Source organism: Streptomyces sp. ICBB 8177, assembly GCF_003144095.1.
GTDB lineage: Bacteria > Actinomycetota > Actinomycetes > Streptomycetales > Streptomycetaceae > Streptantibioticus_D.
This window is the reverse complement of the sequence record NZ_NSKH01000004.1, coordinates 325,720-351,661: the sequence shown is the minus strand read 5'-3', so window position 1 is coordinate 351,661 and position 25,942 is coordinate 325,720. Positions and strand designations below refer to the sequence as shown.

General features: G+C 71.4%; 19 protein-coding genes and 1 pseudogene. 11 read left to right on the top strand and 9 right to left on the bottom strand.

The genetic code is table 11. From position 1 onward, the window contains the following. Positions 1-49: 49 nt before the first annotated feature. The 6 genes from panD to CK485_RS07205 form a co-directional block, all read right to left on the bottom strand. Positions 50-475, bottom strand: a complete 426-nt coding sequence (gene panD, locus CK485_RS07230; RefSeq protein WP_109448178.1) for an aspartate 1-decarboxylase — start codon at positions 473-475, stop codon at positions 50-52. A gap of 136 nt (positions 476-611) precedes the next feature. After that, a complete protein-coding gene (locus CK485_RS28700; RefSeq protein ID WP_109448176.1) occupies positions 612-2,873 on the bottom strand; it encodes a DUF4157 domain-containing protein in 2,262 nt (753 codons plus the stop codon). 249 nt (positions 2,874-3,122) lie between these two features. Continuing rightward, positions 3,123-4,586, bottom strand: a complete 1,464-nt coding sequence (locus tag CK485_RS07220) for a glutamate decarboxylase (RefSeq protein ID WP_109448174.1) — start codon at positions 4,584-4,586, stop codon at positions 3,123-3,125. Positions 4,587-4,713: 127 nt separating this feature from the next. Further along, on the bottom strand, positions 4,714-6,387 hold the full coding sequence (locus CK485_RS07215) for an FAD-binding dehydrogenase (RefSeq protein ID WP_109448172.1): 1,674 nt from the start codon (positions 6,385-6,387) through the stop codon (positions 4,714-4,716). A 54-nt stretch (positions 6,388-6,441) separates the two neighbouring features. Then, positions 6,442-7,116: a TetR/AcrR family transcriptional regulator gene (locus CK485_RS07210; RefSeq protein WP_109448169.1), complete on the bottom strand. Its 675-nt coding sequence runs from the start codon at positions 7,114-7,116 to the stop codon at positions 6,442-6,444. A gap of 114 nt (positions 7,117-7,230) precedes the next feature. Further along, positions 7,231-8,832, bottom strand: coding sequence for a ricin-type beta-trefoil lectin domain protein (locus CK485_RS07205; protein WP_109448167.1), 1,602 nt, complete (start codon positions 8,830-8,832; stop codon positions 7,231-7,233). A gap of 292 nt (positions 8,833-9,124) precedes the next feature. Here CK485_RS07205 and CK485_RS07200 point away from each other — a divergent pair, with 292 nt between their 5' ends. Together CK485_RS07200 and CK485_RS07195 are read left to right on the top strand one after the other, a co-directional pair. Continuing rightward, complete coding sequence (locus CK485_RS07200) at positions 9,125-10,954, top strand: AMP-dependent synthetase/ligase (RefSeq protein ID WP_109448165.1); 1,830 nt, start codon at positions 9,125-9,127, stop codon at positions 10,952-10,954. A gap of 108 nt (positions 10,955-11,062) precedes the next feature. After that, positions 11,063-11,506: a DUF3574 domain-containing protein gene (locus tag CK485_RS07195; RefSeq protein ID WP_241968195.1), complete on the top strand. Its 444-nt coding sequence runs from the start codon at positions 11,063-11,065 to the stop codon at positions 11,504-11,506. On the opposite strand, the pseudogene CK485_RS07190 reads toward CK485_RS07195, so the two are convergent. Beyond that, a pseudogene (locus CK485_RS07190) lies at positions 11,499-12,094 on the bottom strand (PadR family transcriptional regulator). The gene CK485_RS07195 and the pseudogene CK485_RS07190 sit on opposite strands and share 8 nt — an antisense overlap. A gap of 155 nt (positions 12,095-12,249) precedes the next feature. Between CK485_RS07190 and CK485_RS07185 the strand changes: the two are divergent. Beyond that, a complete protein-coding gene (locus CK485_RS07185) occupies positions 12,250-12,642 on the top strand; it encodes a nuclear transport factor 2 family protein (RefSeq protein WP_109448161.1) in 393 nt (130 codons plus the stop codon). A gap of 94 nt (positions 12,643-12,736) precedes the next feature. Here the strand turns inward: CK485_RS07185 and CK485_RS07180 are convergent, their stop codons facing one another. Next, positions 12,737-13,777 (bottom strand): LacI family DNA-binding transcriptional regulator, encoded by a 1,041-nt coding sequence (locus CK485_RS07180; protein WP_109448159.1) that lies wholly within the window; start codon positions 13,775-13,777, stop codon positions 12,737-12,739. A 258-nt stretch (positions 13,778-14,035) separates the two neighbouring features. Here CK485_RS07180 and CK485_RS07175 point away from each other — a divergent pair, with 258 nt between their 5' ends. From CK485_RS07175 to CK485_RS07140, 8 genes are all read left to right on the top strand, one after another. Then, positions 14,036-15,379 (top strand): ABC transporter substrate-binding protein, encoded by a 1,344-nt coding sequence (locus CK485_RS07175; RefSeq protein WP_109448157.1) that lies wholly within the window; start codon positions 14,036-14,038, stop codon positions 15,377-15,379. Between the two features lie 193 nt (positions 15,380-15,572). Next, positions 15,573-16,505: a sugar ABC transporter permease gene (locus tag CK485_RS07170; RefSeq protein ID WP_241968216.1), complete on the top strand. Its 933-nt coding sequence runs from the start codon at positions 15,573-15,575 to the stop codon at positions 16,503-16,505. Between the two features lie 31 nt (positions 16,506-16,536). Continuing rightward, complete coding sequence (locus tag CK485_RS07165) at positions 16,537-17,457, top strand: carbohydrate ABC transporter permease (RefSeq protein ID WP_109448153.1); 921 nt, start codon at positions 16,537-16,539, stop codon at positions 17,455-17,457. An 85-nt stretch (positions 17,458-17,542) separates the two neighbouring features. Next, positions 17,543-19,027: a GH1 family beta-glucosidase gene (locus tag CK485_RS07160; protein WP_109448151.1), complete on the top strand. Its 1,485-nt coding sequence runs from the start codon at positions 17,543-17,545 to the stop codon at positions 19,025-19,027. 634 nt (positions 19,028-19,661) lie between these two features. Continuing rightward, the gene (locus tag CK485_RS07155; RefSeq protein WP_109448149.1) at positions 19,662-21,242 is read left to right on the top strand and encodes a Re/Si-specific NAD(P)(+) transhydrogenase subunit alpha; all 1,581 of its coding nucleotides are present in this window, start codon (positions 19,662-19,664) and stop codon (positions 21,240-21,242) included. A 6-nt stretch (positions 21,243-21,248) separates the two neighbouring features. Beyond that, positions 21,249-22,703 (top strand): Re/Si-specific NAD(P)(+) transhydrogenase subunit beta, encoded by a 1,455-nt coding sequence (gene pntB, locus CK485_RS07150; RefSeq protein ID WP_109448147.1) that lies wholly within the window; start codon positions 21,249-21,251, stop codon positions 22,701-22,703. 422 nt (positions 22,704-23,125) lie between these two features. Next, entirely contained in the window at positions 23,126-23,431 is a 306-nt protein-coding gene (locus tag CK485_RS07145; protein WP_146214496.1) for a hypothetical protein, read from the top strand. 266 nt (positions 23,432-23,697) lie between these two features. Continuing rightward, positions 23,698-24,072 (top strand): hypothetical protein, encoded by a 375-nt coding sequence (locus CK485_RS07140; RefSeq protein ID WP_109448143.1) that lies wholly within the window; start codon positions 23,698-23,700, stop codon positions 24,070-24,072. A 699-nt stretch (positions 24,073-24,771) separates the two neighbouring features. On the opposite strand, the gene CK485_RS07130 is transcribed toward CK485_RS07140, so the two are convergent. Next, complete coding sequence (locus tag CK485_RS07130) at positions 24,772-25,941, bottom strand: DUF6596 domain-containing protein (protein WP_109448139.1); 1,170 nt, start codon at positions 25,939-25,941, stop codon at positions 24,772-24,774. Between the last annotated feature and the right edge of the window lies 1 nt (position 25,942).

Below are 25,942 nucleotides of genomic sequence, written 5' to 3'. Positions count from 1 at the left end.
GAGAACCACCGAGTTGGCGCGGTGGAACCGCTCCGTCGGCGGCCGTCGCTCAGCCCTGGGAGGGGACCGCGTGGGGGCTCGGTGCGGTGGCCGTCCCCGGTACGGGCTCTGCGGGGTCGCCGCCGAGGGAGACGATGCGGTTGGCGGCGTCCACGTGGACGACCCGGGGGCGCAGGGCGCGCGCCTCGGCGTCGTCCACCTGCGCGTAGCTGATCAGGATGACCAGGTCGCCGGGGTGCACCAGGTGGGCGGCGGCTCCGTTGATGCCGATGACTCCGCAGCCGCGGCGGCCCTCGATGACGTAGGTCTCCAGTCGCGCGCCGTTGGTGACGTCCACGATGTGCACCAGCTCACCGGGCAGCAGGTCGGCCGCCTCCATGAGGTCGGCGTCCACGGTGACCGAACCCACGTAGTGCAGGTCGGCCTCGGTCACGGTGGCTCGGTGGATCTTGGACTTGAACATGGTTCGCAACATCGCTGCACTCCCGGAACGGTGGGCTCCCCGCCCGCACTCCACAGGTCGGGGGCTGCGCCCACACCTTACAGCCCGGTGGCGCGTTGGAGCAGGCGCGGGCTTCCGGGACGGCACGGTCAGCACTGCTCCCGCAGTCCTACTCCTTCTGCCACAGCCCGTCCTTGGGGCGCGGCCTCTCCTTGCCGACGATGTCGGTGTGCCGGCCGGAGGACAGGACCTCCACGGAGTTGCTCCGCCTGGGGCCGGACCGCATCGCGAACACCAGCTTCCTCAGGTGGGCGACCTGCTCCTCCTCGTTCCAGAGACCGTCCGGTGCCGCGGTGGTCCCGTCCCAGTAGGCGTGCGGCGCCCAGTTCCCCCGCTCGTCCTTGACCTCCTCCACGGAGCCGTTCGGGCCCTGCCGGGTGACCGCGCCGTGGTGGGGCTCCGCCTCGGGCCTCGACGGGTCCTTCGGGGGCGGGGCGGTCGCCATCGTGGCCGCCACCAGAGCCTGGGCGGCGTGCCGCCAGGAGTAGCCCTTGAGCAGCTCGTGCAGTTGCTCGGCCTCGTCGCGGGCGGCCGGCAGGTTCTCCCAGAGGCCCTCGATGGCCGCGGCCCAGGCCTGCGCCCGTGAGTCGGCACCGCCTTCGACCTCCTTGCCACTGGCGCGGTCGACGGCGATGGGGGCCTCGACGACGCCGGTGAAGGAGCCGCTGGTCACCGACGACAGGAACTCGGCCGCGCCGCTCTCCCCGTTGACCAGGACGGGAAGGCTTCGTCCCGCTCCCTCGGTGGCGACCAGACCGAAGCCCTCGTGCAGGGACGGCATGATCACCGCGTGGGTGGTCTCGCGGTCGCGCACCAGGTCCTCAGGGTTCTTGCTGAAGGGAAGCATGACGACTCCGCCTTCGCCATGGGTCTCCACGATCGACTGCCACTCGGCGAAGGCCTTCGGCTGCTCCTTCGGGTCCGGAGTGCCGCGGATCGTCATCCGCACATCGAGCCCGCGGCCGCCCTGGTCCTTCGGGCGGCGCAGGATGCCGATCGCCCGAACGGCCGCTTCGACTCCCTTGATCCGGTCGTCGGCCCGTCCGGGCAGCAGCACCTTGAGCTGGCGGGGCAGACGCAACGGCTCGACCGGCGTTCCGACCTCGGTGCCCGGAACGAAGTCGTGCAGCGCTGGGACGCGCAGTACGCCCTCCGAGAGCCGTTCGGCCTCCTTGGCCAGCAGCGATCCCACACCGGCCACCAGGTCGGCCTTCCGCATCGCCTTGCGTTCCTTGATGGCCTTCTCGGCGCCCTTCTTGGGTGCCTCCTTGATCTTGTCCAGCCGTACGGGGCTGGTGTGCAGGAAGTGCACCAGCCGCGCGCCGGGGTACCAGGCGTCGCGGATCTTCTGAGCGGCGGGGCCGGAGAAGCGGGAGTGGCCGATGACGATGTCGAAGGCCTGCCGGGCGGTCGGCAGGCCGTACTGGCCCGGTGAACCGCCGGCGACGACGTCGAGGCGGTCGCGGCCCTCCTCCACGCCCGGGACGGAGGCGTTGACGACGCGGGCGCCGTCGTGCTGGGTGACCGTCTTCGCGTGGTCGTAGTCCTCGCGGGAGTTGACGGTCAGGAGGGTGACGTCGTGGTCGTGGTTGAGCCCCTTGACCAGTTCCATGTTGAAGACCGGGACACCGCCGAGACCGAGCCCGCTCTCGTCGCAGACCACCAGCACTGCGCGGCGTGGCTGATCCGTTCCGCCTTCCCGCTCGTCGCCGTTCGGCGTCATGCGCTGCACGGCGTCCGGCCGCGCGGTGCTGCGCTGCACCGACGAGTCGTGCGCGTGGCCGTGTCCGTCCCCGGTGTGGTGCTGTGCCGGCGTCGGGGCGTCGGCCAGCCGCTCGTTGGCGCTCGCGGCCCGCTCGAAGGGGTCGCCGGGGTCGGAGACCCGCACACCGTCCCCGCGGTCGGTACCCGCGACCGGCCCTCTTCGCTGCTGGGAGACGTGGGTCAGCTCGTGGAACAGGGTCCGGTCGTCGATGCTGCCGGTCCCGGAGACGATGTCGTTGCCCACGGTGTAGGCGTGTGCGCCCACGTTCGCCGCGGACCGCTGGGCCACCGTGTCCGTGTGCAGCCGCACGGCGGAGAAGTCCTCCTGGAAGACGGACTCGGCCTTCGCGCGCTTCGCCGGGTCCAGCGGCGTGCCGCTCCGGGACGTCACATCCTTGATCTCCGCGCCCACGTCCGGCCGCGCGGTCTCCTGCGGCCCCTCGGTGCCGGGAAGGTGCCCGGCCAGGCGCAGCATCTGGACCACGGCGGCGTTCCCCGCTGTGCGCTGGAGTGCGAGCAGCCGTTGCCCCGGGGCCGGTGACGGGTGCCGGGGCGCCGGGGCGGCCTGGGCTTCCTGCTGCTTGTCCCGGGTCTTGCGCATGCTCATCGCGGTCCTCGGTGTCGGTGGTCCCTCGCGCCAGGTTAGATCCGCGCGCGGCCCGGCCGCCATGGCAAAGAGGGCAATCCTCAAGGCAGTTGAAGGGCGATGAGGGCAGCGCGTTCTTCGGACGGAGCATCGCTCGACGCAGGCCGTGAGCCGACCGGTGGGCACCGGAGCGCCGCAGCGCGATGCGCGACGGCTGAGGGACGAGCCGCCTGCGGGGCCCGTGGCGAGGGCCCCGGAGGCGGGGCTCGGCTACGACTCGGCTCGGCGTGCGGCCGGGACGGCGGGCTTGCCGGACTTGCGCGGCGACTCCTTGGTCTCCGCGCCGTGGGCGAACGCGCCCGCGTTCTCGGCGTTGCGGTGCGGTGCCGCCTGCGCCTTGAGCCGGGGCAGCACGCGGCGCAGGTCCTCCAGGAACAGGTCGGCCAGGTCGTGGCCGAAACCGTTGCGGATCACCACGCGCAACGCCGCGAGGTCGGTGCGGTGTTCGGGGAAGGTGTACGCGGGCACCAGCCAGCCGCGTTCGCGCAGCGCCGCGGAGACGTCGAAGACGGTGAAGTTGTCGATGTCGTCGCTGACGCGGAAGGCGAAGACGGGCAGCTCACTGCCGTCGGTGAGCAGGGTGAAGGGGCCCAGCTTGGCGATCTCGGCGGACAGGCGCGTCGCGACATCGCGGCAGGTCTGCTGCACCATGCGGTAACCGTCGAAGCCGAGCCGCAGGAAGTTGTAGTACTGCGCGATGACCTGCGCCCCGGGCCGGGAGAAGTTCAGCGCGAACGTCGGCATGTCGCCGCCGAGGTAGTTCACGTGGAAGACCAGGTCGTCCGGGAGCGCCTCGGCGTCCCGCCACAGCGCCCAGCCCACACCGGGCATCACCAGGCCGTACTTGTGGCCCGAGGTGTTGATGGACGCGACGCGCGGCAGCCGGAAGTCCCAGGGCAGTTCCGGGTCGAGGAACGGTGCGATCATCCCGCCGGATGCCCCGTCCACGTGCACCGGCACGTCGATTCCGGTGCGTTCCTGGAGGGCGTCGAGCGCCGCAGCGATCTCGGCCACCGGCTCGTAGGCCCCGTCGAACGTCGAGCCCAGCACCGCCACCACGCCGATGGTGTTCTCGTCGCACAGCTCGACCGCGGTCTCGGCGGACAGGCAGTAGCGCTCGCCCTCCATCGGCACGTAACGCGGCTCGACCTCGAAGTAGTCGGCGAACTTCTCCCAGCACACCTGGACGTTGATGCCCATCACCATGTTGGGCCGGTCGGCCGGCTTGCCCTCCGCGCGCCGCCGGTGCTGCCAGCGGCGCTTGAGCGCCAGCCCCGCCAGCATCGCGGCCTCGCTCGACCCGGTGGTGGAACAGCCCACCGCGCGGTCCGGGTCGGGGGCGTGCCACAGGTCGGCCAGCATGTGCACGCACCGCGCTTCGACCTCGGCGGTCTGCGGGTACTCGTCCTTGTCGATCATGTTCTTCTCGGCGCACTCGGCCATCAGCGCCTGGGCCTGGGGCTCGGCCCATGTGCTCACGAATGTCGCGAGGTTGAGCCTGGCGTTGCCGTCGAGCATCAGCTCGTCGTGGATGATCTGGTACGCGACGTCCGGGTCGATCCCGTCGTGCGGGAGTTTGAACCGGGGGACGGATATCGGCTCCCGGCTGAAGACCGGGTTGGCCGTCAGGTGCTTGCTGACGCCTCGGTGCTGGTGGGGACGCTTGAGTGGCATGGAGCTCTTTCACCCTCTTCGTACGCGAGCACGGCACACCGCCCGGCCCGCGGCCGGGCGGCGCGAAGCACTCAGGCTAGCCCTGTCCCTTCGGCGTCTTCCCGCCGCCCGTGGCCGCACTCCCCCGTTACGCGACGGCCTCGGCGGCGGCGCGACCGGCCGCACGGCCCGAGAACAGGCAGCCACCGAGGAACGTGCCCTCCAGGGCGTTGTAGCCGTGGACACCGCCGCCGCCGAAGCCGGCGACCTCCCCGGCCGCGTACAGCCCCTCGACGGGCCGGCCGTCCTGGCCCAGGGCACGCGAGTCCAGGTCGGTCTGGATGCCGCCGAGGGTCTTGCGGGTGAGGACGTGCAACTTGACGCCGATGAGCGGGCCGGCCTGCGGGTCGAGGATGCGGTGCGGGCCGGCGACGCGGCTGAGCCGGTCGCCGAGGTAGCGGCGGGCGTTGCGGATGCCCTGGACCTGGGAGTCCTTGCTGAAGGGGTTGGCGATCTGCAGGTCGCGGGCCTCGATCTGGGCGCGCAGCACCGCAGGGTCGAGGAGCGGTTCGTCGGTGAGGGCGTTCATCTTCGCGACGAGTTCGTCGAGTGACGTGGCGACGACGAAGTCCGCGCCGTGCCGTTTGAACGCCTCGACCGGCCCGGGGGCTCCCTTGCCGAGCGCCCGTTCGCGCAGCACGGCCTTGCGGTCGCCGCTGGTGATGTCGGGGTTCTGCTCGGAGCCCGACAGCGCGAACTCCTTCTCGATGATCTTCTGCGTGAGGACGAACCAGGAGTGGTCGTAGCCCGCGATGTCCTCGGTGGTGCGCAGGTACTTGAGGGTGCTCAGGGTGTCGTGGCCCGGCAGGCAGGGGTCGGGCAGGCGCCGCCCGAGGGCGTCGAACCACATCGGGGAGGGCCCCGGCAGGATGCGGATCGCGTGTCCGGGCCACACGGGATCCCAGTTGCGCACGCCCTCGGTGTAGTGCCACATCCGGTCGCGGTTGACCAGCCGCGCACCGGCGGTCGCGCTGATGTCCAGCATCCGCCCGTCCACGTACGCGGGCACACCGGTGATCATGCGCTGGGGGGCGGTGCCCAGCCGCCGCGGCCAGTAGCGGCGCACGATGTCGTGATCGGCCCCGATGCCACCGGAAGTGACGATCACCGCCTGGGCGGTGAGTTCGAAGTCACCGGCGCGTTCGCGGTTGGAGGCCACCCCGCGCGGCGAGGAGTCCTCGGCCAGCACCGTCCCGCGCACTCCGGTGACCACCCCGTCCCGGACGACGAGTTCGTCCACGCGTCGGCGGTGATGGAACGTCAGCAGGCCTTCTCGGCAAGCGCGTTGGGCGCTGCGCACGAACGGGCCCACCACGCCCGTCCCGGTGCCCCAGGCGACGTGGAAGCGCGGTACCGAGTTGCCGTGCCCGTCGGCGCGCAGGTCGCCGCGTTCCGCCCAGCCGACCATCGGGGTCAGCTTGATGCCCTGGGAGTCGATCCAGGAGCGCTTCTCCCCGGCGGCGAACTCCACGTAGGCGCGCGCCCAGCGGACCGCCCAGGAGTCCTCGTCGTCCAGGCGGTCGAAACGGGCGCTCCCCCGCCAGTCGTTCCACGCCAGGTCGAAGGAGTCCTTCACGCCGAGGCGGCGCTGCTCCGGCGAGTCGACCAGGAACAGTCCGCCGAAGGACCAGTACGCCTGGCCGCCCAGGTTCGCCGCGTTCTCCTGGTCGACGACCGCGACCCGGCGGCCGCGGACGGTCAGTTCGTGTGCAGCGACCAGCCCGGCGAGACCTGCTCCGACCACGATGACGTCGGCGTCCATGGCGGTACTCCATCCTGTCGGGGCCCGCCGGGCGCGTACGCGGCGGGCGATGGGTCAGCGAGTGGACTGCCGGCGCTCCGCCGTGTCGGGGGACAGCAGCGCGAGGATGAGTTGCCTGAGCCAGGCGCGGGCGTGGTCGACGTCGCGGTCGAGCAGCAGTTGGGTGGTGACGCCGTCGTACGCGGCGACTACCGCGTGGGCCGCGCTGTCGGCGTCCCCGAGAACGGCGGGCAGACGCCGGTGCTCCGCAAGGACGGCCAGCCGCTGGGCGATCGTCTCCCGAAGGCGGCGGCGGTGCTCCAGCAGTGCGTCGGCCACGCGGGGCTCGCGGGCCGCGTGGACCAGGAAGTCCGTCTTGACCAGGAGCCAGTCGCGTTCCAGCAGGAGGGCCGCCGTCACGCGCTCCACGGCGGGCTCCAGGTCGAGGCCGGTCGGCTCCTGCGCCAACGCCCGCGTGACCTGCGCGGCGATCAGCTCGGCTCGTTCCTCGTACAGGGCGAAGAACAACTCCTCCAGGCTGGCGAAGTTCGAGTAGAACGCGCCGCGGGTGTATCCGGCCGCGTCGCACAGTTCCTCGATCGACACCCGGCCGAATCCCCTGGCCGCGAACACCGCGAACGCGGCCTCCAGCAGCCGGGCGCGGGTCTGCGCACGCCGGCGCGTCACGCGTGCCCCCGCCGGCTTGTCCGGCGCCGCGTCGGAGCCCGCCTGAGCTGTGTCGGTCGCCATCACCCTCACCTCGATACGGAAACGTATCAGATACGCGAGTGCATCCGATGCGGGTCCGTATCGAGAGGTCCGGTCGCGTCGCGCCCTCGTCGTGCGACGGAGGAAGCCCGGGGTTCAGCGATGAACCACTGGGGATGCGAGAGCTTCCGACGCCGTCGGCGTGGTCGTCCAGCGCTGATCACGCCGGCCGCTGGCCCGGCACAGGCTGAGTCCGGCGTCGGAGTCCGCGGCGTGCGGCGTGAGGGCCAGGAGCGGGGCGGACCGCGGCCGGATTCGGCCCAGCTGGTCGACGGAGACCAGCAGACCGGTCTCCCGTCCTTCGTCGGGTGCGGCACAGGGCCGTACGCTCGCGCCCCGGTCGTCGGCGCTGTCCGTGTCGAGGCAGAGTGCCGGGTCGGCGAGGGACGCGACCAGTCCTTGGTCGCTCAATCGCCACTGCTGTGTCGCCGAGTCGTCGCAGGGCGCGGTGATCACCTGCCGGCCCTTGGCAGGGCTCGCGCCGTCGATGTCCAGACATCGTCCGGAGGCGACGTTCATGACGCGGGTGTAGACGTCTTTCGCGAATGCCGTGGGCGGCGTCGCGGGAGCCGTGGGCGGGCCGGGCACGCTGACGCGCGGCGACGGGCCGGCGCTCGGGACGGCTGAAGCCCGGGAACGCACCGGCCGGCGTGCCGACGAGCCGCCGGTCAGTTCTTGTCGGGCCAGCACCACCGTGCCCGCGAGTAAGAGCGCCGCGGCGGCTGCGACCAGCGGCCACCGGGCGGACGTCACTCCTCGGCGTCGGTGGCGGCGCTGGGGAAGCGCCTCGCGAGCCTCGGCAGACGGGGGCACGGGACGGCGACCGGGTTGTGGCAACGGCACGCTCGGCTCACCATGGTTCGGCGCTCCCGTCACGTAACGGTGCGCCGCCCAGCCGAGCAGGCCCTCGGCGAGGGCGGCGCGGGGCTCCTCCCACAACCTGGCCAGTTCGGTGAGGGCGACCGTGCAGCCCGGGCAGGACCCCAGGTGGGCGATGAAGGCCTCGTCGTGCCGCTGGTCGTCCGGTCGGCCGGCGACCTCGAAGATGCGCCGGAAACCACGGCATTCCGCGGTGCCCTGGTCCTCGAGGTAGGCGTGCACGAACGCGTGCTTGATCTCCCGGCGCCCCTTGGCCAGCGCGGCTTCGGCGTGAGCCGTGCCCCTCCCCAGCCTGGCCGCCAGCCACGTCAAAGGCTCCCGCTCGACCTCGCCGTGCCACAACGCCGTGCGCACGGGTGCGCTGAGGCCGAAGTACCCGCGCAACACCGCCGCGCTCAAGTGGTCGGGGTTCAACGCGGGCGCGACGAGGCCGGATACGGCGCCCTGGCTGATCCGCTGGACGAACGCCGGGTCGAGTTCCCGCTCCCGCCCCTGGGCAAGCCAGTCGGCCGCGGCCCGCTGTACGACGAGCAGCACTTGCTGCCGCCAGGTGCCGGGTGCGTCATGGCCGGCCACCACTTGGGCGGTGGCCGCTTCCAGGGCTTCGTCCGCGAGTTCGTCCGCGCTCGTCGGATGCCGGGTGCACAGCGCGGCGTACGCACGGGCCGCCGCTCGGTGGCGGCGCTTGAACTCCCTTACGGCGTCAGCGTGGCTGCCGGCCCGCATCCGCTCAGTGAGCGTGGCGTCCGGGACGTCCCTCGCGAAGAGCGGTGGGGCACCGCGGTCGGTGTCCACGTCGGAATCGTGGGGATGCGACATGCCCAGGCCTCCTCGTCCACTGCCGCACGGTGGCCGCGGGCGTCGGAAAGCCGGGCCACATCACACCGGACGCGTGGATCGGAGTGCTCATAGTGGGGGAAGCGACGCGGGGTGCAAAGCCGTTTCCCGCGGTAAGTAGGCCGGGAGACGGGGAGATTCGGTGTCCATGGGACGGCATCGCCGTACCCACGAAGGAAGTTGCCGTCACGACCTATGCAGCTTCAGCCCGGGCGAGTAGCTTTTCGCCACCTCCGGCCCCGAAGTGGAGCCGGCCCCTGGACCTGGGGGTGCCATGCGTGAATGCGCTACGCCACCGTTGGTGGAGGCCCAGCAAACCGGCGGACTGGCCGAGACGGTCCACGACATGGCACGGCGCGAGCCGAACCGTGCCGTGCTCGCCAGACGCGCGCGGGACGACAGCCCCTGGCTACGGGTGACGGCGGAAGCCCTGCGCGACGAGGTTCGCTCGGTGGCGAAGGGGTTGCTGGCGTCAGGCGTCCGTTTCGGTGACCGGATCGCCGTGATGGCCCGGACCCGCTATGAGTGGACGGTCCTCAGCTATGCCGTGTGGACCATAGGCGCCCAGTTGGTGCCCCTGTACCCCACCTCCTCGGCCGAGCAGGTCCAGTGGGCCCTTTCCCACACCAGTGCGACGGCCGTGGTCGTCGAGGGCGAGGAACACGCCATGACGGTGGGCGCCGTCTGCGATCGGCTGCCCGCGTTGCGTTGGATCTGGCAGATGGACCACGACTGCCTGGGCGAACTCGGCCGCGCCGGACGCGGGATTCCCGACGAGTTGGTGGACCAGAACCGCTGGGCCGTGGAACCGGGGTCGGTGGCGGTCATCGCCTACACCTCCGGCACCACAGGCCGCCCGATGGGGTGCCGGATCACGCACGCGAACCTCGCGTACATGAGCGACACCCTCCTCGCCGGCTGGGGCTCGCTCCTGGCGCCGGCTGGTCAGGAGCCCTCGATCCTCGCTTTTCTACCCCTGGCCCACATATACGGCCTGACCTTCCAGGTGGCAGCCCTGCGCGGAGGGATCCTCCTGGGCCACCAGGCCGACCTCACGCCGGCCGCACTCACGGCCGCGTTCGCCTCCTTCCGGCCGACGTTCGTCTTCGCCGTCCCCTACGTGTTCCAGCGCATGCTCGACCGAGCACGCGACCAGGCGGAAGCGGAGGGCAACCTGCGGACCTTCGACAAGGCGATCGATGTCGCCGCACGGTATGCCGAAGCGGTGGAACGACACGCCTGGGGCAAGGGGCAAGGGCCCGGTCCCGCCCTGATCGCGACGCACGCACGCTACAACCGCACCGTCTACCGCAGGATCCGCGAAGCGCTGGGAGGCCGGGTGCGGAACGCCGTGACCGGAGGGTCGCCGTTCGACCGGTATTTGGGCCTGGTCTTCGCCGGGGCCGGGATCACGGTGTATGACGGCTACGGACTGACCGAGACCACGGGCGCGGTCACCGCGCAGCCCCCGGGCCGGCTGAAGTTCGGGTCCGTGGGTCGCCCGTTGCCGGGCAATCGACTGCGTATCGCCCACGACGGCGAAATCCTCGTACGGGGCCGCACGGTCTGCGCCGGTTACCTCGACGACCCGGCCGCGGACGCGGCCGGTCTGCATGAGGGCTGGCTGCTGACCGGCGATCTCGGCCGCTTCGACGACGACGGATACCTGGTCATCACAGGACGCAAGAAGGACGTCATCATCACCAGCGGGGGCAAGAGCCTGTGCCCTCTCGTGCTGGAGCAACGGCTCACCCGGCACCCGTTGATCTCGCAGTGCGTGGTGGTCGGGGACGACCGTCCGTACGTGACCGCTCTGATCACGGTGGACCGGTCGGCCGTCGCTCGCTGGCAGCGACTCGTCGGCCGCCAGGTGTACGACAACTGGGGGCCCGCCCCGGCCAACCAGGCCCTGCACGCGGAGATTCAGCAGGCGGTCTCCGCGGCCAACACCGCCGTGTCCCGTGCCGAGTCCATTCGCGCCTTCCGCGTGCTGCCGACCGAGTTCACCGTGGAGGACGGTCTCATGACAGCGTCGTTGAAGTTGCGCAGAGAGCGGATCATCCAAGTGTACGCGGCGCAGATCGAGGACCTGTACAGCAAGTGAACCTGCCTGGGGGCGGCTGCGCCTGAAGCGTCCAGAGGGGGCGGCGGACGATCCGCGACGGCGGCCAAGTCACCACAACTCTTGCGGCTGTGCCGCGTTATGCCGTGCGTGAAGACCCAAAAGCGAACCCGGGCGCTGCTGGCCGGCGTGCTCGTGGCGGCCGGGACCGTGGTGCTGGCCCCCTTCGTCGTGGCCGCCGAGACCCCCGTCGGGCCGCGTGAGGCGTACACCGAGACCACGTTGCTGTTCGGCACCCAGCGCCCCGACGGCGGAACTCCCGTGACGGCCGCTCAGTTCCAGCGGTTCCTCGACACCCAGGTCACCACACGCTTCCCGGCCGGTCTGACCGTCGAAGACGGGACCGGGCAGTACCGGGACCGGCACGGCGTGATCGAGAAGGAACGCTCCTACCGCGTCGTCATCGTCTACCCGACCCGGAAGGCGGCATCGGCGAACGCCGAACTGGAGGCCGTCCGGAGCCTGTACGACCACGCCTTCCAGCAGGAGTCGGTGGGCCGCCTCGATGAAAGCGTGCACGCCTCGTTCACCTGACGACGTCGGTGTCAGTCACACGTCCGGCGTCAGCCGGCATCCGTTCCCCCAGCCGCCGCAGCGCGACATCGCACCAGGTCAGCGTCTCGCGCTCGAAGGCTGTCCCGCGCAGCAAGGCGAGGTACGGGCCGATCCGTTCCGCTTCGGCGACGTACTCGTCCTCGGTCCGCCCTGCCAGCAGTCGTGAGCGCAGGCGTTCGTAGCGGGAGAGTTTGGCCGCGGCCTGTTCACGGCGTTCCGCGATCGCCGCCCTTACCGCACCGAGGTCGCCCACGTCCGCGCAGTGCACCTTGACCAGCAGTTCGTCCCTGATCGCGGTCGGCCGGCCGACGGGCTCGGCGACATAGGCCCGCACGGCCTGCTGTCCGGCCTCGGTCAGGAGAACAGCCGCTTGTCCGGTCGCCGGTCCTGCCGCACCACCCGGGCGGAGACGAGGCCTTCGCGCCGCATGCGTTCCAGCTCCCGGTAGAGCTGCTGAGGGGTGGCCGTCCAGAAGTTCGCGACCGAGGCGTCGAACGCCTTCGCCAGGTCGTAGCCGGATGCCTCGCCCTCGAGAAGCGCGGCCATCACCGCGTCGCGCAGCGCCATGGCCTCAGAGTACGTCAGGGCGATCAGTCGACGAGTTGCGTACGCAAACCTGGACAAGCACCTGGACGGGCATCTGGACAAGGCCGACGCGAGGCCCGTAGCCTCCGATCCACCTAGTCAATTAGTTGAGTATCGGCAACGTGAGAGGTGGCCCCTTGCACCCCTTCCGCAAGGCCGTCGAGGCGGGCGACCACGCGGCGGTGGAGAGCCTCCTGGCGGAGGACGTCGTCTTCACCAGCCCGGTCGCCTTCAAGCCCTATCCCGGCAAGGCGATCACCTCCGCGATCCTGCGGGCGGTGAGCACCGTCTTCGAGGACTTCGCCTACGTCCGTGAGATCGCCAACCCGGACGGCCGCGACCACGCGTTCTTCTTCACGGCCACCGTGGGCGGCAGGAAGATCCAGGGTTGCGACGTCCTCCACTTCGACGCGGACGGCAGGATCGACGACTTCCTCGTCATGGTCCGTCCGCTCTCGGCGGCCCGGGCCCTGTCCGAGGCGATGGCGCCCCACTTCGAGCAGATCGCCCGAGACGCCACGGGCAGCTGACCCGCGCCGGATCGGCAGCCCGGTCTCAGGCCGCCCGGACGCCGACGGGCGGCGCCGGCTTCGTTCCCCGGCCGCAACGCACTGCCCGCCTCCCTCAGGCCGACTCGCGGCGTACGAGTTCGGTGTCGAGGATGACGTGGCGGCGTGTCGCGGACGGGTCGCTGATCTGTTCCAGCAGGACGCGGGCCATCGTGCGGCCCATCTCCTGTACCGGCTGGCGGACGCTGGTCAGCAAAGGGTCGGTGTGACGGGCGATCACCGAGTCGTCGAATCCCACGAGCGCCACGTCGTCAGGCACCCGGCGGCCCGCCTGCCGCAGGGCTCGTAGCGCGCCGGCCGCCATCACGTCGGAGGCGGCGAAGATCGCGTCCACCTCGGGGCACCGCTGGAGGATCTCACGGGTGGCGCGCAGGCCGCCCTCTTCGGTGAAGTCACCCGCCACACACAGTCGTTCGGCCGCCTTCGCCGCCGCGTCGCCGATCGTCTCGCGCAACGCGGTCCGGTAGCCGTCGAGGCGGCAGCGGGCCACGTACATGTCGAGCGGTCCGGTGATCGTCGCCACCGCGCGCCGGCCCTGTGCCAGCAGGTGGGCGGTGGCGTCGCGGGCGCCGCCGCTGTTGTCGGAGTCGACATAGCTCACCGCTTCGCGACCGGAACGGCGTCCGGCCAGCACCGCGGGCATCTGGAGGTGTTCCAGCAGGTCGGGCAACGGGTCGTCCTCGTGGACCGAGACCATGAGCACGCCGTCGACGCGGTGGGCGCCGAAGAACTGGGTGAGCCGCTTGCGCTCCCTGGGAGTGCGGCTGAGGGTGAGCAGCAGTTGGGTGTCGGTGTCGGCCAGCGCCGCGTCGACGCCGCGGATGATGTCGGAGAAGTACGGCTCCGCGAACAGTCTGCTGTCGGCCTCCGGGATGACCAGGGCGATGGCGTCGTTGCGGTTGCCGGCCAGGGCGCGGGCGGCGCGGTTGGGCACGTATCCCAGGTCGGAGATCGCCCGCTCGACGACCGCCTTGGTCTCGGGGCTGACCAGCGGGGAGCCGTTGACGACCCGGGAGACGGTGCCGCGGCCCACGCCGGCGCGGGCCGCCACCTCTTCGAGGGTGGGCCGCCCGGTACGGCGTCCGTTGTCGCGCATGTCGCCTCCAGGTCGTGTCGCCGCCATCATGCCCTGTCCGGCCGGGCCGGCGGCACGGCAGGTACCCGGCGCGACTGGGAGGCCGCGCGGTTGCCCTTGTCCGGCTTCTTGACACCGTGCCGCCGAGCCGCAACGCTCGTCACGTCTCGGTGGGAGCGCTCCCATCGTAGCGGCTTCCGAGGGAATCCGTGTACGCCCGGGATCTCGGAACCTTCGCCGTCCACGCCCGAAGTGAGCCTGTGTGCAAGGGAGTTGCCCATGCGTGATTGGACCGTCAAGCCCAGACCGAGCCGCCGCACACGCCTGCTGGCGGCGGTCGGTGCCGCCTGCCTTATCGCCGGGGCGGTCTCGGGGTGCGGCAGTGACAGCGGCGGAGGGCCGGACTCCGCCGCCGGTGGCACGGTCACCCTCAAAGTGGGGGACTTCGGGACCTTCGGCTACAACGCCAAGGGCGCCGACCTGTTCGCCGAGTACATGAAGCTGCACCCGAACATCAGGATCGTCGAAGACAACAACGCCAACGAGCAGAACTACTGGAACGCCACTCAGGCGCACCTCGCCGCGGGATCGGGAGCCGACGACATCCAGGCGTTCGACGTCTCCCGGATGGGCCAGGTCACCACGACCCTCGCCTCCCGCTTCACCGACCTGTCGAAGGTCCCCGGGGTGACCGCGGGCAGCTGGGCACCGGTCAAGTGGGCGCAGGGCAAGGCGAAGAGCGGCACGGTGGTCGGTCTCGGCACCGACCTCGGACCGGAGGCGGTCTGCTACAACGCCAAGCTGTTCAAGGCCGCGGGCCTGCCCACGGCGCCGGACGCGGTGGCGAAGCTGTGGGCGGGCAGCTGGCAGAGGTTCGTCGACGTCGTGGGCGAGCAGTACCAGCGGCACGCCCCGAAGGGGACGTACTTCCTGGACAGCGGCGAGGGGTTGTTCAACAGTGTGGTGGGAAGTGGGGCGCTGCAGTACTACGACAGCAGTGGCCAGGCCGTCTACCGCACCAACCCGTCGGTGAAGGCCGCCTGGCAGCTGGCCGGGCAGGCGGTGGCCGCGGGCGAGACGCCGGGGGTGGCGCAGTTCTCCACCCAGTGGTCGGCCGGGTTCGCGAACAACACCTTCGCCACCACCATCTGCCCGGCCTGGCAGATGGCCAACATCGTCAACGACGCGGGCCCGAGGAACTCCGGGGTGTGGAACGTGGCGACCGCGCCGCAGGCTTCCGACTGGGGCGGCTCGTACCTGACCGTCCCGGCGCAGGGACACCACATCCAGCAGGCGCAGGCGCTGGTGGAGTGGCTGACCGAGCCCGCGCAGGAGGCGAAGGTCTTCGCCACCCCCGACGTCGGCAACTTCCCCTCCAACGTGCGGGCCTACACGGACCCGAAGGTCTCCGGCGCGCGTAACGCGTTCCTGTCGAACGCGCCGATCGGCCAGATCTTCTCCGCCGCGGCCAAGCGCATCCCCGCGGCACCCATAGGCGAGTACGACGGGGTCATCCGCAACGACATGGGCAACGGCGTGCTGCTGATGGAGCAGAAGCACACGAGTCCGGCGGCGGCGTGGAACGCGACGATGAGCCAGATCACCACTGACACCACCGGCTGACCCGGAACCCGTCGGCACCGGGGTGCCCTCCCGCTCGCGTCCGCCGCCCCCCCCCCGGCGGCGGACGGTCGCGGGCCGGCCGCTCCGGTGCTCGGGACCAGGTTCCCGTTCCTCCACCGTCACGAAGGGCCTTCCGGTGTCCACGTCCACGACCGCACCGCCCCACCGCGTCCCTCCCCCGGTTCCCGCGCCCGTGCCGACCGCCGCGCAGCGCCGCCGAAGCCTGCTGCACCGGCTCGACGTCAAGGGCACGCCGTATCTCCTCGTCGCCCCGTTCTTCCTGCTCTTCGCCGCCTTCGGCCTCTTCCCGCTGCTCTATACCGGCTGGGTCTCGCTGCACTCGGTCAGCACGCTGACGCCCAATCAGATGACGTGGAACGGCGTCGGGAACTACACGATGCTCGTCCACGACCAGGTGTTCTGGAAGTCGCTGCGCAACACGGTCACCATCGGGCTGCTGTCCGCGGTGCCACAACTGCTGGCCGCGCTCGGGCTGGCGCACCTGCTCAACTACCGCCTGCGCGGCCAGTTGTTCCTGAGGGTCGCGCTGCTGACCCCGTACGCCACCTCGGTGGCCGCGGCGGCTCTCATCTTCCAGTTCGTCTTCCAGCAGAACGACGCCGGGTTCGCCAACTGGGTACTGCACCTGTTCGGCGTCGGACCGGTGTCCTGGGAGTCGGGCACCTTCAGCGCCCAACTAGCCGTCGCCACCATCGTGATGTGGCGCTGGACCGGCTACAACACCCTCATCTACCTGGCCGCCATGCAGGCCGTGCCGGGCGACCTGTACGAGGCGGCGGAGCTGGACGGCACCAACCGGTGGCAGCAGTTCCGGCACGTGACGATCCCCTCGCTGCGGCCGACCATCCTGTTCACCGTCATCGTCTCCGCGATCGGCTCACTGCAACTGTTCGGTGAGCCCTACCTGTTCGGCGGCAGCGGTCAGGGCATCAACGGCGGCCCCGACAACCAATACTCGACCCTCGCTCTGTACGTGTACCGGCTCGCCTTCAACTCCGAGCACCTGGGCCGTGCCGCGGCCGTCGCCTGGGTCATCTTCTTCGTCGCCGTCGTCGTCGGCGCACTCAACGCGGTGCTGGTGCGCCGCATGCGCAAGAGCGCCTGAACCAAGAGCGCCTGAACGAGGAGCCATCCCCATGACCCTTTCCTCCGTGGTCGCCACGGGACCGACGAGCGCAGGGCGGCCGACGCGAGGCCGATGGCACGGCGACGGTGCGGACCGCCGGCAGCACGGCGGCCCGATCGCCCACCTGGTCCTCGCCGTGGTGGCGATCGCCTCGCTCTTCCCGCTGTACTTCTCCCTCGTCGCCGCCTCCACCTCGCAGACCAGGATCGCCCGCACACCACCGCCCCTGGTGCCGGGTGGCAACCTGTTGCGCAACCTGCGGGCGGTATGGGACTACAACGGGCCCGGCGGCCACACCCTGGGCCTCGCGATGGCCAATTCGGTCATCGTGGCGAGCGCGGTCACGGTCTCCACCGTGCTGTTCGCCACCCTCGCCGGCTTCGCCTTCGCCAAACTGCGGTTCACCGGACGCAACGCGCTGCTGGTGTTCGTCGTGGCCACGATCGCGGTGCCACCGCAGTTGAGCGTGCTGCCGCTGTTCCAGTTGATGTCCGGGCTGCACTGGACCGACCGGTTGCAGGCGGTGATCCTGCCCGGCCTGGTGACCGCCTTCGGCGTGTTCTTCATGCGGCAGTACCTGTCGCAGGCGCTGCCGACCGAGTTGCTGGAGGCCGCCAGGACGGACGGCGCCAACTCCTGGCGGATCGTGTGGCACGTCGTGCTGCCCGTGGCCCGCCCGGCCATGGCGGTGCTGGGGATGCTCACCTTCGTCCAGGCGTGGAACGACTTCCTGTGGCCGTTGATCGCCCTGACGCCCTCCGGCAACCCCACATTGCAGGTCGCCCTGGCCAGCATCGGCGGCGGCTACGACATCAACGAGTCCGTGATCATGGCCGGAGCGATCGTGGCCACCGCTCCGCTGCTGATCGCCTTCGCGGTCTTCGGCAAGCAGATCGTCGGCGGCGTCATGCAAGGCGCCGTCAAGGGATGACGCCCCGTCAAACTCACGGCTGCCGAACGGTGGCCGGTCACTCCGCCACCGAACATTTCCGCTCACGACCACCCGGGAGCATTCCGTGTCCGCTGTCTTCGAACCCTCCACCGTCACCGAAACCGCCGACACCCACCTCACGCTCCACACGCCTCGGACCTCGGCGGCCCGTTCCTTCCCCGCCGGGTTCCTGTGGGGCACCGCCACCTCCGCCTACCAGATCGAGGGCGCCGTCGCGGAGGACGGCCGCACACCATCCATCTGGGACACCTTCAGCGCCAGGCCCGGCAAGGTACACGAGGGCCACACCGGCGAGGTCGCCGCTGACCACTACCACCGCCGTGCCGAGGACGTGGCGTTGATGGCGGGGCTCGGCCTGAACGCCTACCGCTTCTCCGTCTCCTGGCCGCGTGTGCAGCCGACCGGCCGGGGCCCCGCGGTCCAGCGTGGCCTGGACTTCTACCGCGCTCTCGTCGACGACCTGGTCGAGCGCGGCATCCAGCCCGCCCTCACCCTCTACCACTGGGACCTGCCGCAGGAACTGGAGGACAGCGGCGGCTGGGCGAACCGCGACACCGCGGGGCGCTTCGCCGAGTACGCGCACCTGGTGGCCGACGCCCTCGGTGACCGCGTACCGCTGTGGACCACGCTCAACGAGCCGTGGTGCAGCGCGTTCCTCGGCTACGGGTCCGGCCGGCACGCGCCCGGACGCACCGAGCCGCTCGCCGCCCTGCGCGCGGCCCACCACCTCAACCTGGCCCACGGGGCGGCGGTCAGCGCGCTGCGGTCGGTGCTGCCGCGTGCCGCCCGGGTGGCGGTCTCGCACAACCTGCACCTGGTGCGTCCCGCGACCGCGTCGGCCGCCGACCGGGACGCGGCCCGCCGCATCGACGCGTTGGGCGGCCGGATCTTCACCGGACCGATGCTGGACGGACGTTACCCGGCCGACCTCATCGAGGACACCGCCGCGATCACCGACTGGGAGTTCGTCGCCGACGGCGACCTGGAGGCGATCCGGCAGCCCATCGACCTGCTCGGGCTCAACTTCTACACCCCGACCGTGGTGTCCGCCACTCCGGAGGGCCAGGAGCCCGGTCGGGCCGACGGCCACGGGGGCAGCGAGCACTCGCCGTGGCCGGGCTCCGAGCGGGTGACGTTCCGCCAGCCACCTGGAGAGCGCACCGCGAGCGGGTGGGCCGTCGACCCGTCCGCGTTGCACGAGTTGCTGGTGCGCGTCTCCCGTGCGCACCCCGGGCTCCCGCTGCTCGTGACGGAGAACGGCGCGGCGTTCGAGGACACCGTCGATGCCGACGGAGCGGTCCACGACCCGCGCCGTATCGCGTATCTGCGCTCCCATCTGGAGGCGGTGCACCGGGCCGTCACGGACGGAGCGGACGTGCGCGGTTACTTCCTGTGGTCGTTGCTGGACAACTTCGAGTGGTCGGAAGGGTATGCCAGGCGGTTCGGCATCGTGCACGTGGACTTTCCCACGCAACGCCGAGTGCTCAAGGACAGCGCGCACTGGTACGGCGCGGTCGCCCGCGCCAACGCGCTGCCCGAACTCCCCTGATACATGGGGATTTGAGACGTCAGAGCGTGTGCCTCGGTCGCGGATTCCGCGGTCGAGGCACACGCCGCGCGCTGTGGTCGCCGGGCGGTCAGCTCGCAGAACCCGGTGCGGTTGTGCGGTCGTGGCTGCCCCTTCCACGGGCGGAACTCGGCCGGTCGTTCAACAAGCGGCACCGTGGGGCAGGCGAGGATGTCGCCCCACAGGAAGCCAGGCCGTCCGCGGCCCGCCAAGAGATCCATAGCGTTCCTTCTTGAACTCGGGAAGCCGCAGACTCCGGCTTGATCGCTTACCTCTCGAAGGGGAAGCGCTCCCATACGCCGGCGCGGAAGTGACGCACGACGCGCGAGGCGCCGGGCCGGCGCACACCAAGGGGGCGTGGGGCGGTCGCCGCCGCCGACGCGGCGCGCGGGCCTGGCGGTAGGACTCACACGAGCTCTCCGGTGGGTCGGCACCCGCTCCTACCCCTGACGGGCCGTGAGCCCCCGGTGCCGCAAGGTGAAACACATCACGGCCGCTTCACGTCGGCCACCACCCGTTCGACGTGTAGGTTCCTGCGACCAAAGGGGAAGGACTCCGTAGGACTCCCCCGAGCACAGATCCCCCTCAACACGGTTTCTGACGAGAGTTGCAGGATATGTCTGCTCAAGAACCCGCACACCACCCTCCGCAGCACGTGGGCGTGGTCCGCGAATCCCTCGCCGGGGAGAACCGCGTCGCGGCGACCCCGACGACCGTACGCCAGTTGCTGGGGCTCGGCTACGAGGTCGTCGTCGAGCCCGGGGCCGGTGCGGCCTCCGGCTTCACCGACGAGGCGTACCTCGACGCCGGTGCCACGGTCGGCGAGGCCTGGGCGGCGGATGTCGTCCTGAAGGTGAACGCTCCCTCGGAGGCGGAGATCGGGCGGCTCCGCCAGGGTGCGACCCTGGCCGGTCTGCTGTCCCCCGCCCAGAGGCCCGAACTGCTCCAGGCGCTCGCCGGGGCCGGTGTGACCGCGCTGGCGCTGGACGCGGTGCCCCGGATCTCGCGCGCGCAGTCGATGGACGTGCTGTCGTCGATGGCGAACATCGCCGGGTACCGGGCGGTCATCGAGGCCGCGCACGTCTTCGGGCGGTTCTTCACCGGACAGGTCACGGCCGCCGGGAAGGTGCCTCCGGCGAAGGTCCTGGTGGCCGGTGCCGGTGTGGCCGGTCTCGCGGCGATCGGCGCGGCGTCCAGCCTCGGCGCGATCGTGCGGGCCACCGACCCGCGCCCGGAGGTCGCGGACCAGGTGAAGTCGCTGGGCGGCGAGTACCTTCCGGTCAACGTCGAGCAGGAGGCGAGCACCGACGGCTACGCCAAGGCGACCTCCGCCGACTACGACCGCGCCGCCGCCGCGCTCTACCACGAGCAGGCGAAGGACGTGGACATCGTCATCACCACCGCGCTGATCCCCGGCCGGCCCGCGCCGCGCCTGCTGACCGCCGCGGACGTCGCGGCGATGAAGCCGGGCAGCGTCGTGGTCGACATGGCGGCGGCGATGGGCGGCAACGTGGAGGGGACGGTCGCGGGCGAGGCCGTGGTGACCGAGGGCGGTGTGCACCTCATCGGCTACACCGACCTCGCCTCCCGGCTGCCCGCGCAGGCCTCGCAGTTGTTCGGCACCAACCTGGTGAACCTGGTCAAGCTGCTCACACCCGGCAAGGACGGGCGGCTGACGCTCGACTTCGACGACGTCGTGCAGCGGGCCGTCACCGTGGTCCGGGCCGGTGAGGTCACCTGGCCACCGCCGCCCGTGTCCGTCTCGGCCGCGCCCGCCGCGCCGCCCGCGCCGGCGTCGGCGCCCGCCGAGCCGGAGCCGAAGCGGGCCAGGCTGACGCCGGCGGGCCGCCTCGGCCTGATCGGAATCGGGATGCTCGCGATGTTCCTGGTGGTGGGCTTCGCGCCGTCCCAACTCGCCGACAACTTCACGGTGTTCACGCTGGCCGTGGTGATCGGCTACTACGTCATCGGCAAGGTGCACCACGCGTTGCACACGCCGTTGATGTCGGTCACCAATGCCATCTCCGGCATCGTGGTGATCGGTGCCCTGCTCCAGATCGGCCACGAGAGCTGGATCGTGACCACGCTGTCCTTCGTGGCGATCCTGCTGACGAGCGTCAACGTCTTCGGAGGTTTCGCCGTCACCCGCCGCATGCTGTCGATGTTCTCGACGTTCTCGACGTCTTCGAAAGGCTGAGCCGAGATGACCTCCACGACGGCCTCCCACGCGGCCGACCTGGTCGCCGCCCTGCTGTTCATCCTCAGCCTGGCCGGTCTGTCCCAGCACCGCACCTCCCGTGTCGGCGTCGTCTACGGCATCGCGGGCATGGCCCTGGCACTGGTCGCCACGATCGTGGTGGCCGCGCAGAGCCTCACCGCGGGCGCGATCGCCCTGATCCTGGTCGCGATGGTGATCGGCGCGGTGGCCGGCCTGTGGCGGGCGCGCAGTGTCGAGATGACGCAGATGCCCGAACTCATCGCCGTGCTGCACAGCTTCGTCGGCCTCGCCGCGGTGCTGGTCGGCTGGGACAGCTACCTGGAGGTGGAGTCGCACGGGACGGCGCAGACCCGGATCGCCGCCGACCTGCTGGGCATCCACCACGCCGAGGTGTTCATCGGCATCTTCATCGGCGCGGTCACCTTCACCGGCTCGATCGTCGCGTTCCTGAAGCTGTCGGCGCGGATCAACTCCCGTCCCCTGATGCTCCCGGGCAAGAACGCCGCGAACCTGGGAGCGCTCGCGCTGTTCGTCGCGCTGACGGTGTGGTTCACCATCAGCCCGGATCTGCCGTTGATGATCACGGTGACCGTGCTGGCGCTGGCGCTCGGCTGGCATCTGGTGGCGTCCATCGGCGGCGGCGACATGCCCGTCGTCGTCTCCATGCTCAACAGCTACTCCGGCTGGGCGGCCGCCGCGGCCGGTTTCCTGCTCGACAACAACCTGCTCATCGTGACCGGCGCACTGGTCGGCTCCTCCGGCGCCTACCTGTCCTACATCATGTGCAAGGCGATGAACCGCTCCTTCATCTCCGTCATCGCGGGCGGCTTCGGCATCGAGGCGCCGTCCGGCGGCCAGGAGGATCAGGGCGAGCACCGCGAGGTGCGGGCCGAGGAGGTGGCGGAGCTGCTCACCCGGGCCGGGTCGGTGATCATCGCTCCCGGTTACGGCATGGCCGTGGCCCAGGCGCAGCACCCGGTCGCGGAGCTGACGCGGCGGCTGCGCGAGCGCGGCGTCGAGGTCCGCTTCGGCGTGCACCCCGTCGCCGGGCGTCTGCCCGGGCACATGAACGTACTGCTGGCCGAGGCGAAGGTGCCGTACGACATCGTCCTGGAGATGGACGAGATCAACGAGGACTTCAGCGGCACGTCCGTGGTGCTGGTCATCGGCGCCAACGACACGGTGAACCCGGCCGCGGCCGAGGACCCGGGCAGCCCGATCGCCGGCATGCCGGTGCTGCGGGTCTGGGAGGCGGAACAGGTCGTCGTGTTCAAGCGCTCGATGGCCTCGGGCTACGCGGGCGTGCAGAACCCGCTGTTCTTCCGCGACAACAGCAGCATGCTCTTCGGCGACGCCAAGCAGAGCGTGGACGAGATCCTGCGCGCGCTCGGCACCGATGTGGCGGCCCCGGCCGCGCGCGAGCAGGCGGGGGCGCGCTAGACGGGCCCGGCTCGAGCACACCTGCGGCCCCCGTTCCACCGGGAGCGAGACCACCCGTTCGGCCGAGTCTGACCCGTCGCGGCCGGGAAAGACGCCCGCCTGCACGGGTCGGTCGACCATGACCGTTGCGCTCGGGAAAGCTCACGCCGTGCAGCGGCGGTGTCCGAAGACGCCGGACACCGCCGCCCGGACCCGCACGGGGGTCGAGACGGCGCGGTTCCTGACGGCATGTCAAGCCCCCACGCCATCACGGCAGGTGATCGCCCTCAGTCCCCTCGCGGCGTCTCAGCCACCAGGGTGGACCCGCAGAGCCGTCGGGGTCTCGTTCGGCGCCCGCGACCCCGGACCCACTGCGGGCGGGGGTACCCCTGGGCTCGATCGGAGCATCCCCTGCTCCCCGCACTCGAGGAGATCCAACGGTGATGAGGAATCTGGCACGCGGCATGGCCGTCGCTGTCCTTGCGGCGGGCGCCGTGGCGCCGCTGTCGGGCGTCGCCCAGGCCGCGCCCGCGGTGCCGCTCGCTCCCCAGTGGCACCACCCGTGCCCGCCGCGCCACGACGACCACGGCCGCGACGACTGGCGTCACGACCAGGGGTCGCGGCACGACGACGGCCGTGACGGCGACCGCTGCGGCTGCCACGACCGACGGGACGACTTCAACAGGGGCGGGATCGGCCTCGAGCCCCGTTCGGGCCTGCTCGGCCTCGGACTCCTCGGCATCCTCTGACGCCCGCACGGGCCGGCTGATCCCGGGACCTCGGCGGCTGGTGTTCGTCGTCTCGACGACCACCAGCCGCCGTTCCTTTTGCTGCGCCGTGACGTGCACCCGCGGCGGCATCACCGCCCGCGTCGCCGCGGAACCGCCGCTCGCCCGGGCCGCCGACCTGCTGCACGCGGCGGAGTGCGGCATCGGCATCGGCATCGGCAAGGTCGTGCTCGCCCGCCGGCCCTGCGGCCAGGCCTCTTCCCGCACGGCGGCGTTACCGTGGCCGCATGGACGAGAACCGAGCGCTTCATGTCGTGGACGCGTTGCGGGAGCGCGGCCTCGACGCCCATGTAGCCCGCGAGGGCGTCTACCGGACCGGCGTGCGGGTCGTGCTGCACGACGGCCGCGAGGCCGTCTGGGACACCGACGACACCGCGAGCCTGGAGGCACAGGTGATGCGGGACGGGATGCTGGTCGGTTTCGTGCCGTGCGTGGAGGGTTCCGGGGACTTCGACCTCGACCAGACCGTCGACGCCATCGCGCGGGCCGACTACAGCCGGCCGGTCGCCCGTGAGCGGCCCACCGCTCCGCCGCCATCCGCCCCGCTGCCCCGGGAGGGCGGCCTCTTCCGGCGGTTCCTCGGCGGCTTCCGCGAACGCTGAACCCCTACGCGGATGGCGACCGGGGTGCGTTCGGATGCCAGGCCCGAGCCGAGTCCGCAGGCGCAGCCGGAACGACGGCGCCGACGCCGGAACGACAAGCGCCGCGCGGAACCGATTCCATCGCGTTTGCGCCACGATCCATCGCAAACAGTCGCTCCGCCACTCGATGGCGACTGATTCACGTGCGAGGATGCGGGCACTCCGTACCTCACCCCGTCCCCCGAACGGCTCGGACACCCGCTAGGGTCTCGTCCGCCGTGCGAGTGACGCCGGGGCGTTCGGGGTGAGGCGACGTTTTCCCTGGGCAGTCGCTTCCGCAACACGCGTAAGGAGTGCTCCATGCCGTTAACCGCCGCTGACGCCGCCCGCGTGCACCGCCGACGCGTCGGCCCCCGACGCCCCGGCGCGGTCTACCAGGACACTCGTGGCGTGCCCTACCGCGTCGACGCCGTGCTCTACGGTCCCGCCGCACGAGCCGCCCTCGGGCACCCGATGTCCTGGGCCGTCACCGTCACCGGGCCGGACGGCCGACAGCGCACCCACTGCACGCCCTGGGATTCGCGCCGGGAGCGGCCTCGCCCCGACCTGTGCCCCGCCTGCCTCGGCCCCCGGCACCGGCCGGGCCCCGCGTGCCCAGCCCGGTCCGGCACCGTCGCCCGGCCTCCCTCGCGGACCCTGTGAACCAGCCCCGGCGGCCCCTCATCGCTGAGCGTTGAGCCTGGCCGCCTGGCGGGTCAGGTGGTCGCGCTCGGCGAGGTTCCCTGCCTTGCGCGCCGCCTCCGCGTACAGACGAGCCGCCCCGGCCAGGTCGCCGTCGCGCTCGTGCAGGTACGCCGCCACCGCCGCGTAGCGGGGCAACGACGTGTCCAGACCGGTCAGCGCCGCCAGCCCGGCGCGCGCCCCGTCCGCCTCGCCGACGGCCACCGCGCGATTGAGGCGGACGACGGGGCTGTCGGTGAAGCGCAGGAGTTCGTCGTACCACTCGACGATCTGCACCCAGTCGGTCTCCTCGGCGGTGCGCGCGTCGGCGTGCAGGGCCGCGATCGCGGCCTGTGCCTGGTACTCCCCCAGCCGGTCCTGGGCGAGAGCCGCCTGAAGGATCTCGACACCCTCGGCGATCGCCCTGGTGTCCCATGAGGCGCGGTCCTGTTCGGCGAGCGGCACGAGGCTCCCGTCGGGGGCGGCCCTGGCGGCGCGGCGGGCGTGGTGGAGCAGCATGAGGGCGAGCAGTCCGGCGACCTCGGGGTGGTCGACGGCGGCCGCGAGTTGGCGGGTGAGCCTGATGGCCTCGGCGGCGAGGTCGACGTCGCCGGAGTAGCCCTCGTTGAAGACCAGGTAGAGGACGCGCAGCACGGTGGCGACGTCGCCGGGCTGGTCGAACCGCACGCCGGACACCGTGCGCTTGGCCCGGCTGATGCGCTGCGCCATGGTCGCTTCGGGCACCAGGTAGGCCTCGGCGATCTGGCGGGTGGTCAGGCCGCCCACCGCGCGCAGCGTGAGCGCGACGGCGGAGGCGGGCGTCAGCGACGGGTGGGCGCACAGGAAGTACAGCTGGAGTGTGTCGTCCGTCGCCGGCACGGGTCCGGGCACCGGCTCCTCGTCCACCGCCGCCTCGCGCCGTCGCCGCGCGGTGTCCGACCGCCGCGCGTCGAGGAAGCGGCGCCAGGCGACGGTGACGAGCCAGGCCTTGGGGTCCCGCACCGGCCCCCGCGGGCCCGAAGGTCCCGCGCCCGGGTCGGCCGCCCGGACGCGGATCGCCTCCACGAGGGCGTCCTGAACGGCGTCCTCGGCCGCCGCGAAGTCGGCTCCGCGGCGGACGAGGATCGCGATCACGCCGGGGGTGAGGCTGCGCAGCAGGGCCTCGTCCATG

What these genes read in the sequence shown, in the direction of transcription:
- panD (WP_109448178.1), bottom strand. Translation starts at nt 475, where the DNA reads ATGTTGCGAACCATGTTCAAGTCCAAGATCCACCGAGCCACCGTGACC.
- CK485_RS28700 (WP_109448176.1), bottom strand. Translation starts at nt 2,873, where the DNA reads ATGAGCATGCGCAAGACCCGGGACAAGCAGCAGGAAGCCCAGGCCGCC.
- CK485_RS07220 (WP_109448174.1), bottom strand. Translation starts at nt 4,586, where the DNA reads ATGCCACTCAAGCGTCCCCACCAGCACCGAGGCGTCAGCAAGCACCTG.
- CK485_RS07215 (WP_109448172.1), bottom strand. Translation starts at nt 6,387, where the DNA reads ATGGACGCCGACGTCATCGTGGTCGGAGCAGGTCTCGCCGGGCTGGTC.
- CK485_RS07210 (WP_109448169.1), bottom strand. Translation starts at nt 7,116, where the DNA reads ATGGCGACCGACACAGCTCAGGCGGGCTCCGACGCGGCGCCGGACAAG.
- CK485_RS07205 (WP_109448167.1), bottom strand. Translation starts at nt 8,832, where the DNA reads ATGTCGCATCCCCACGATTCCGACGTGGACACCGACCGCGGTGCCCCA.
- CK485_RS07200 (WP_109448165.1), top strand. Translation starts at nt 9,125, where the DNA reads ATGCGTGAATGCGCTACGCCACCGTTGGTGGAGGCCCAGCAAACCGGC.
- CK485_RS07180 (WP_109448159.1), bottom strand. Translation starts at nt 13,777, where the DNA reads ATGCGCGACAACGGACGCCGTACCGGGCGGCCCACCCTCGAAGAGGTG.
- CK485_RS07175 (WP_109448157.1), top strand. Translation starts at nt 14,036, where the DNA reads ATGCGTGATTGGACCGTCAAGCCCAGACCGAGCCGCCGCACACGCCTG.
- CK485_RS07165 (WP_109448153.1), top strand. Translation starts at nt 16,537, where the DNA reads ATGACCCTTTCCTCCGTGGTCGCCACGGGACCGACGAGCGCAGGGCGG.
- CK485_RS07155 (WP_109448149.1), top strand. Translation starts at nt 19,662, where the DNA reads ATGTCTGCTCAAGAACCCGCACACCACCCTCCGCAGCACGTGGGCGTG.
- pntB (WP_109448147.1), top strand. Translation starts at nt 21,249, where the DNA reads ATGACCTCCACGACGGCCTCCCACGCGGCCGACCTGGTCGCCGCCCTG.
- CK485_RS07145 (WP_146214496.1), top strand. Translation starts at nt 23,126, where the DNA reads ATGAGGAATCTGGCACGCGGCATGGCCGTCGCTGTCCTTGCGGCGGGC.
- CK485_RS07140 (WP_109448143.1), top strand. Translation starts at nt 23,698, where the DNA reads ATGGACGAGAACCGAGCGCTTCATGTCGTGGACGCGTTGCGGGAGCGC.
- CK485_RS07130 (WP_109448139.1), bottom strand. Translation starts at nt 25,941, where the DNA reads ATGGACGAGGCCCTGCTGCGCAGCCTCACCCCCGGCGTGATCGCGATC.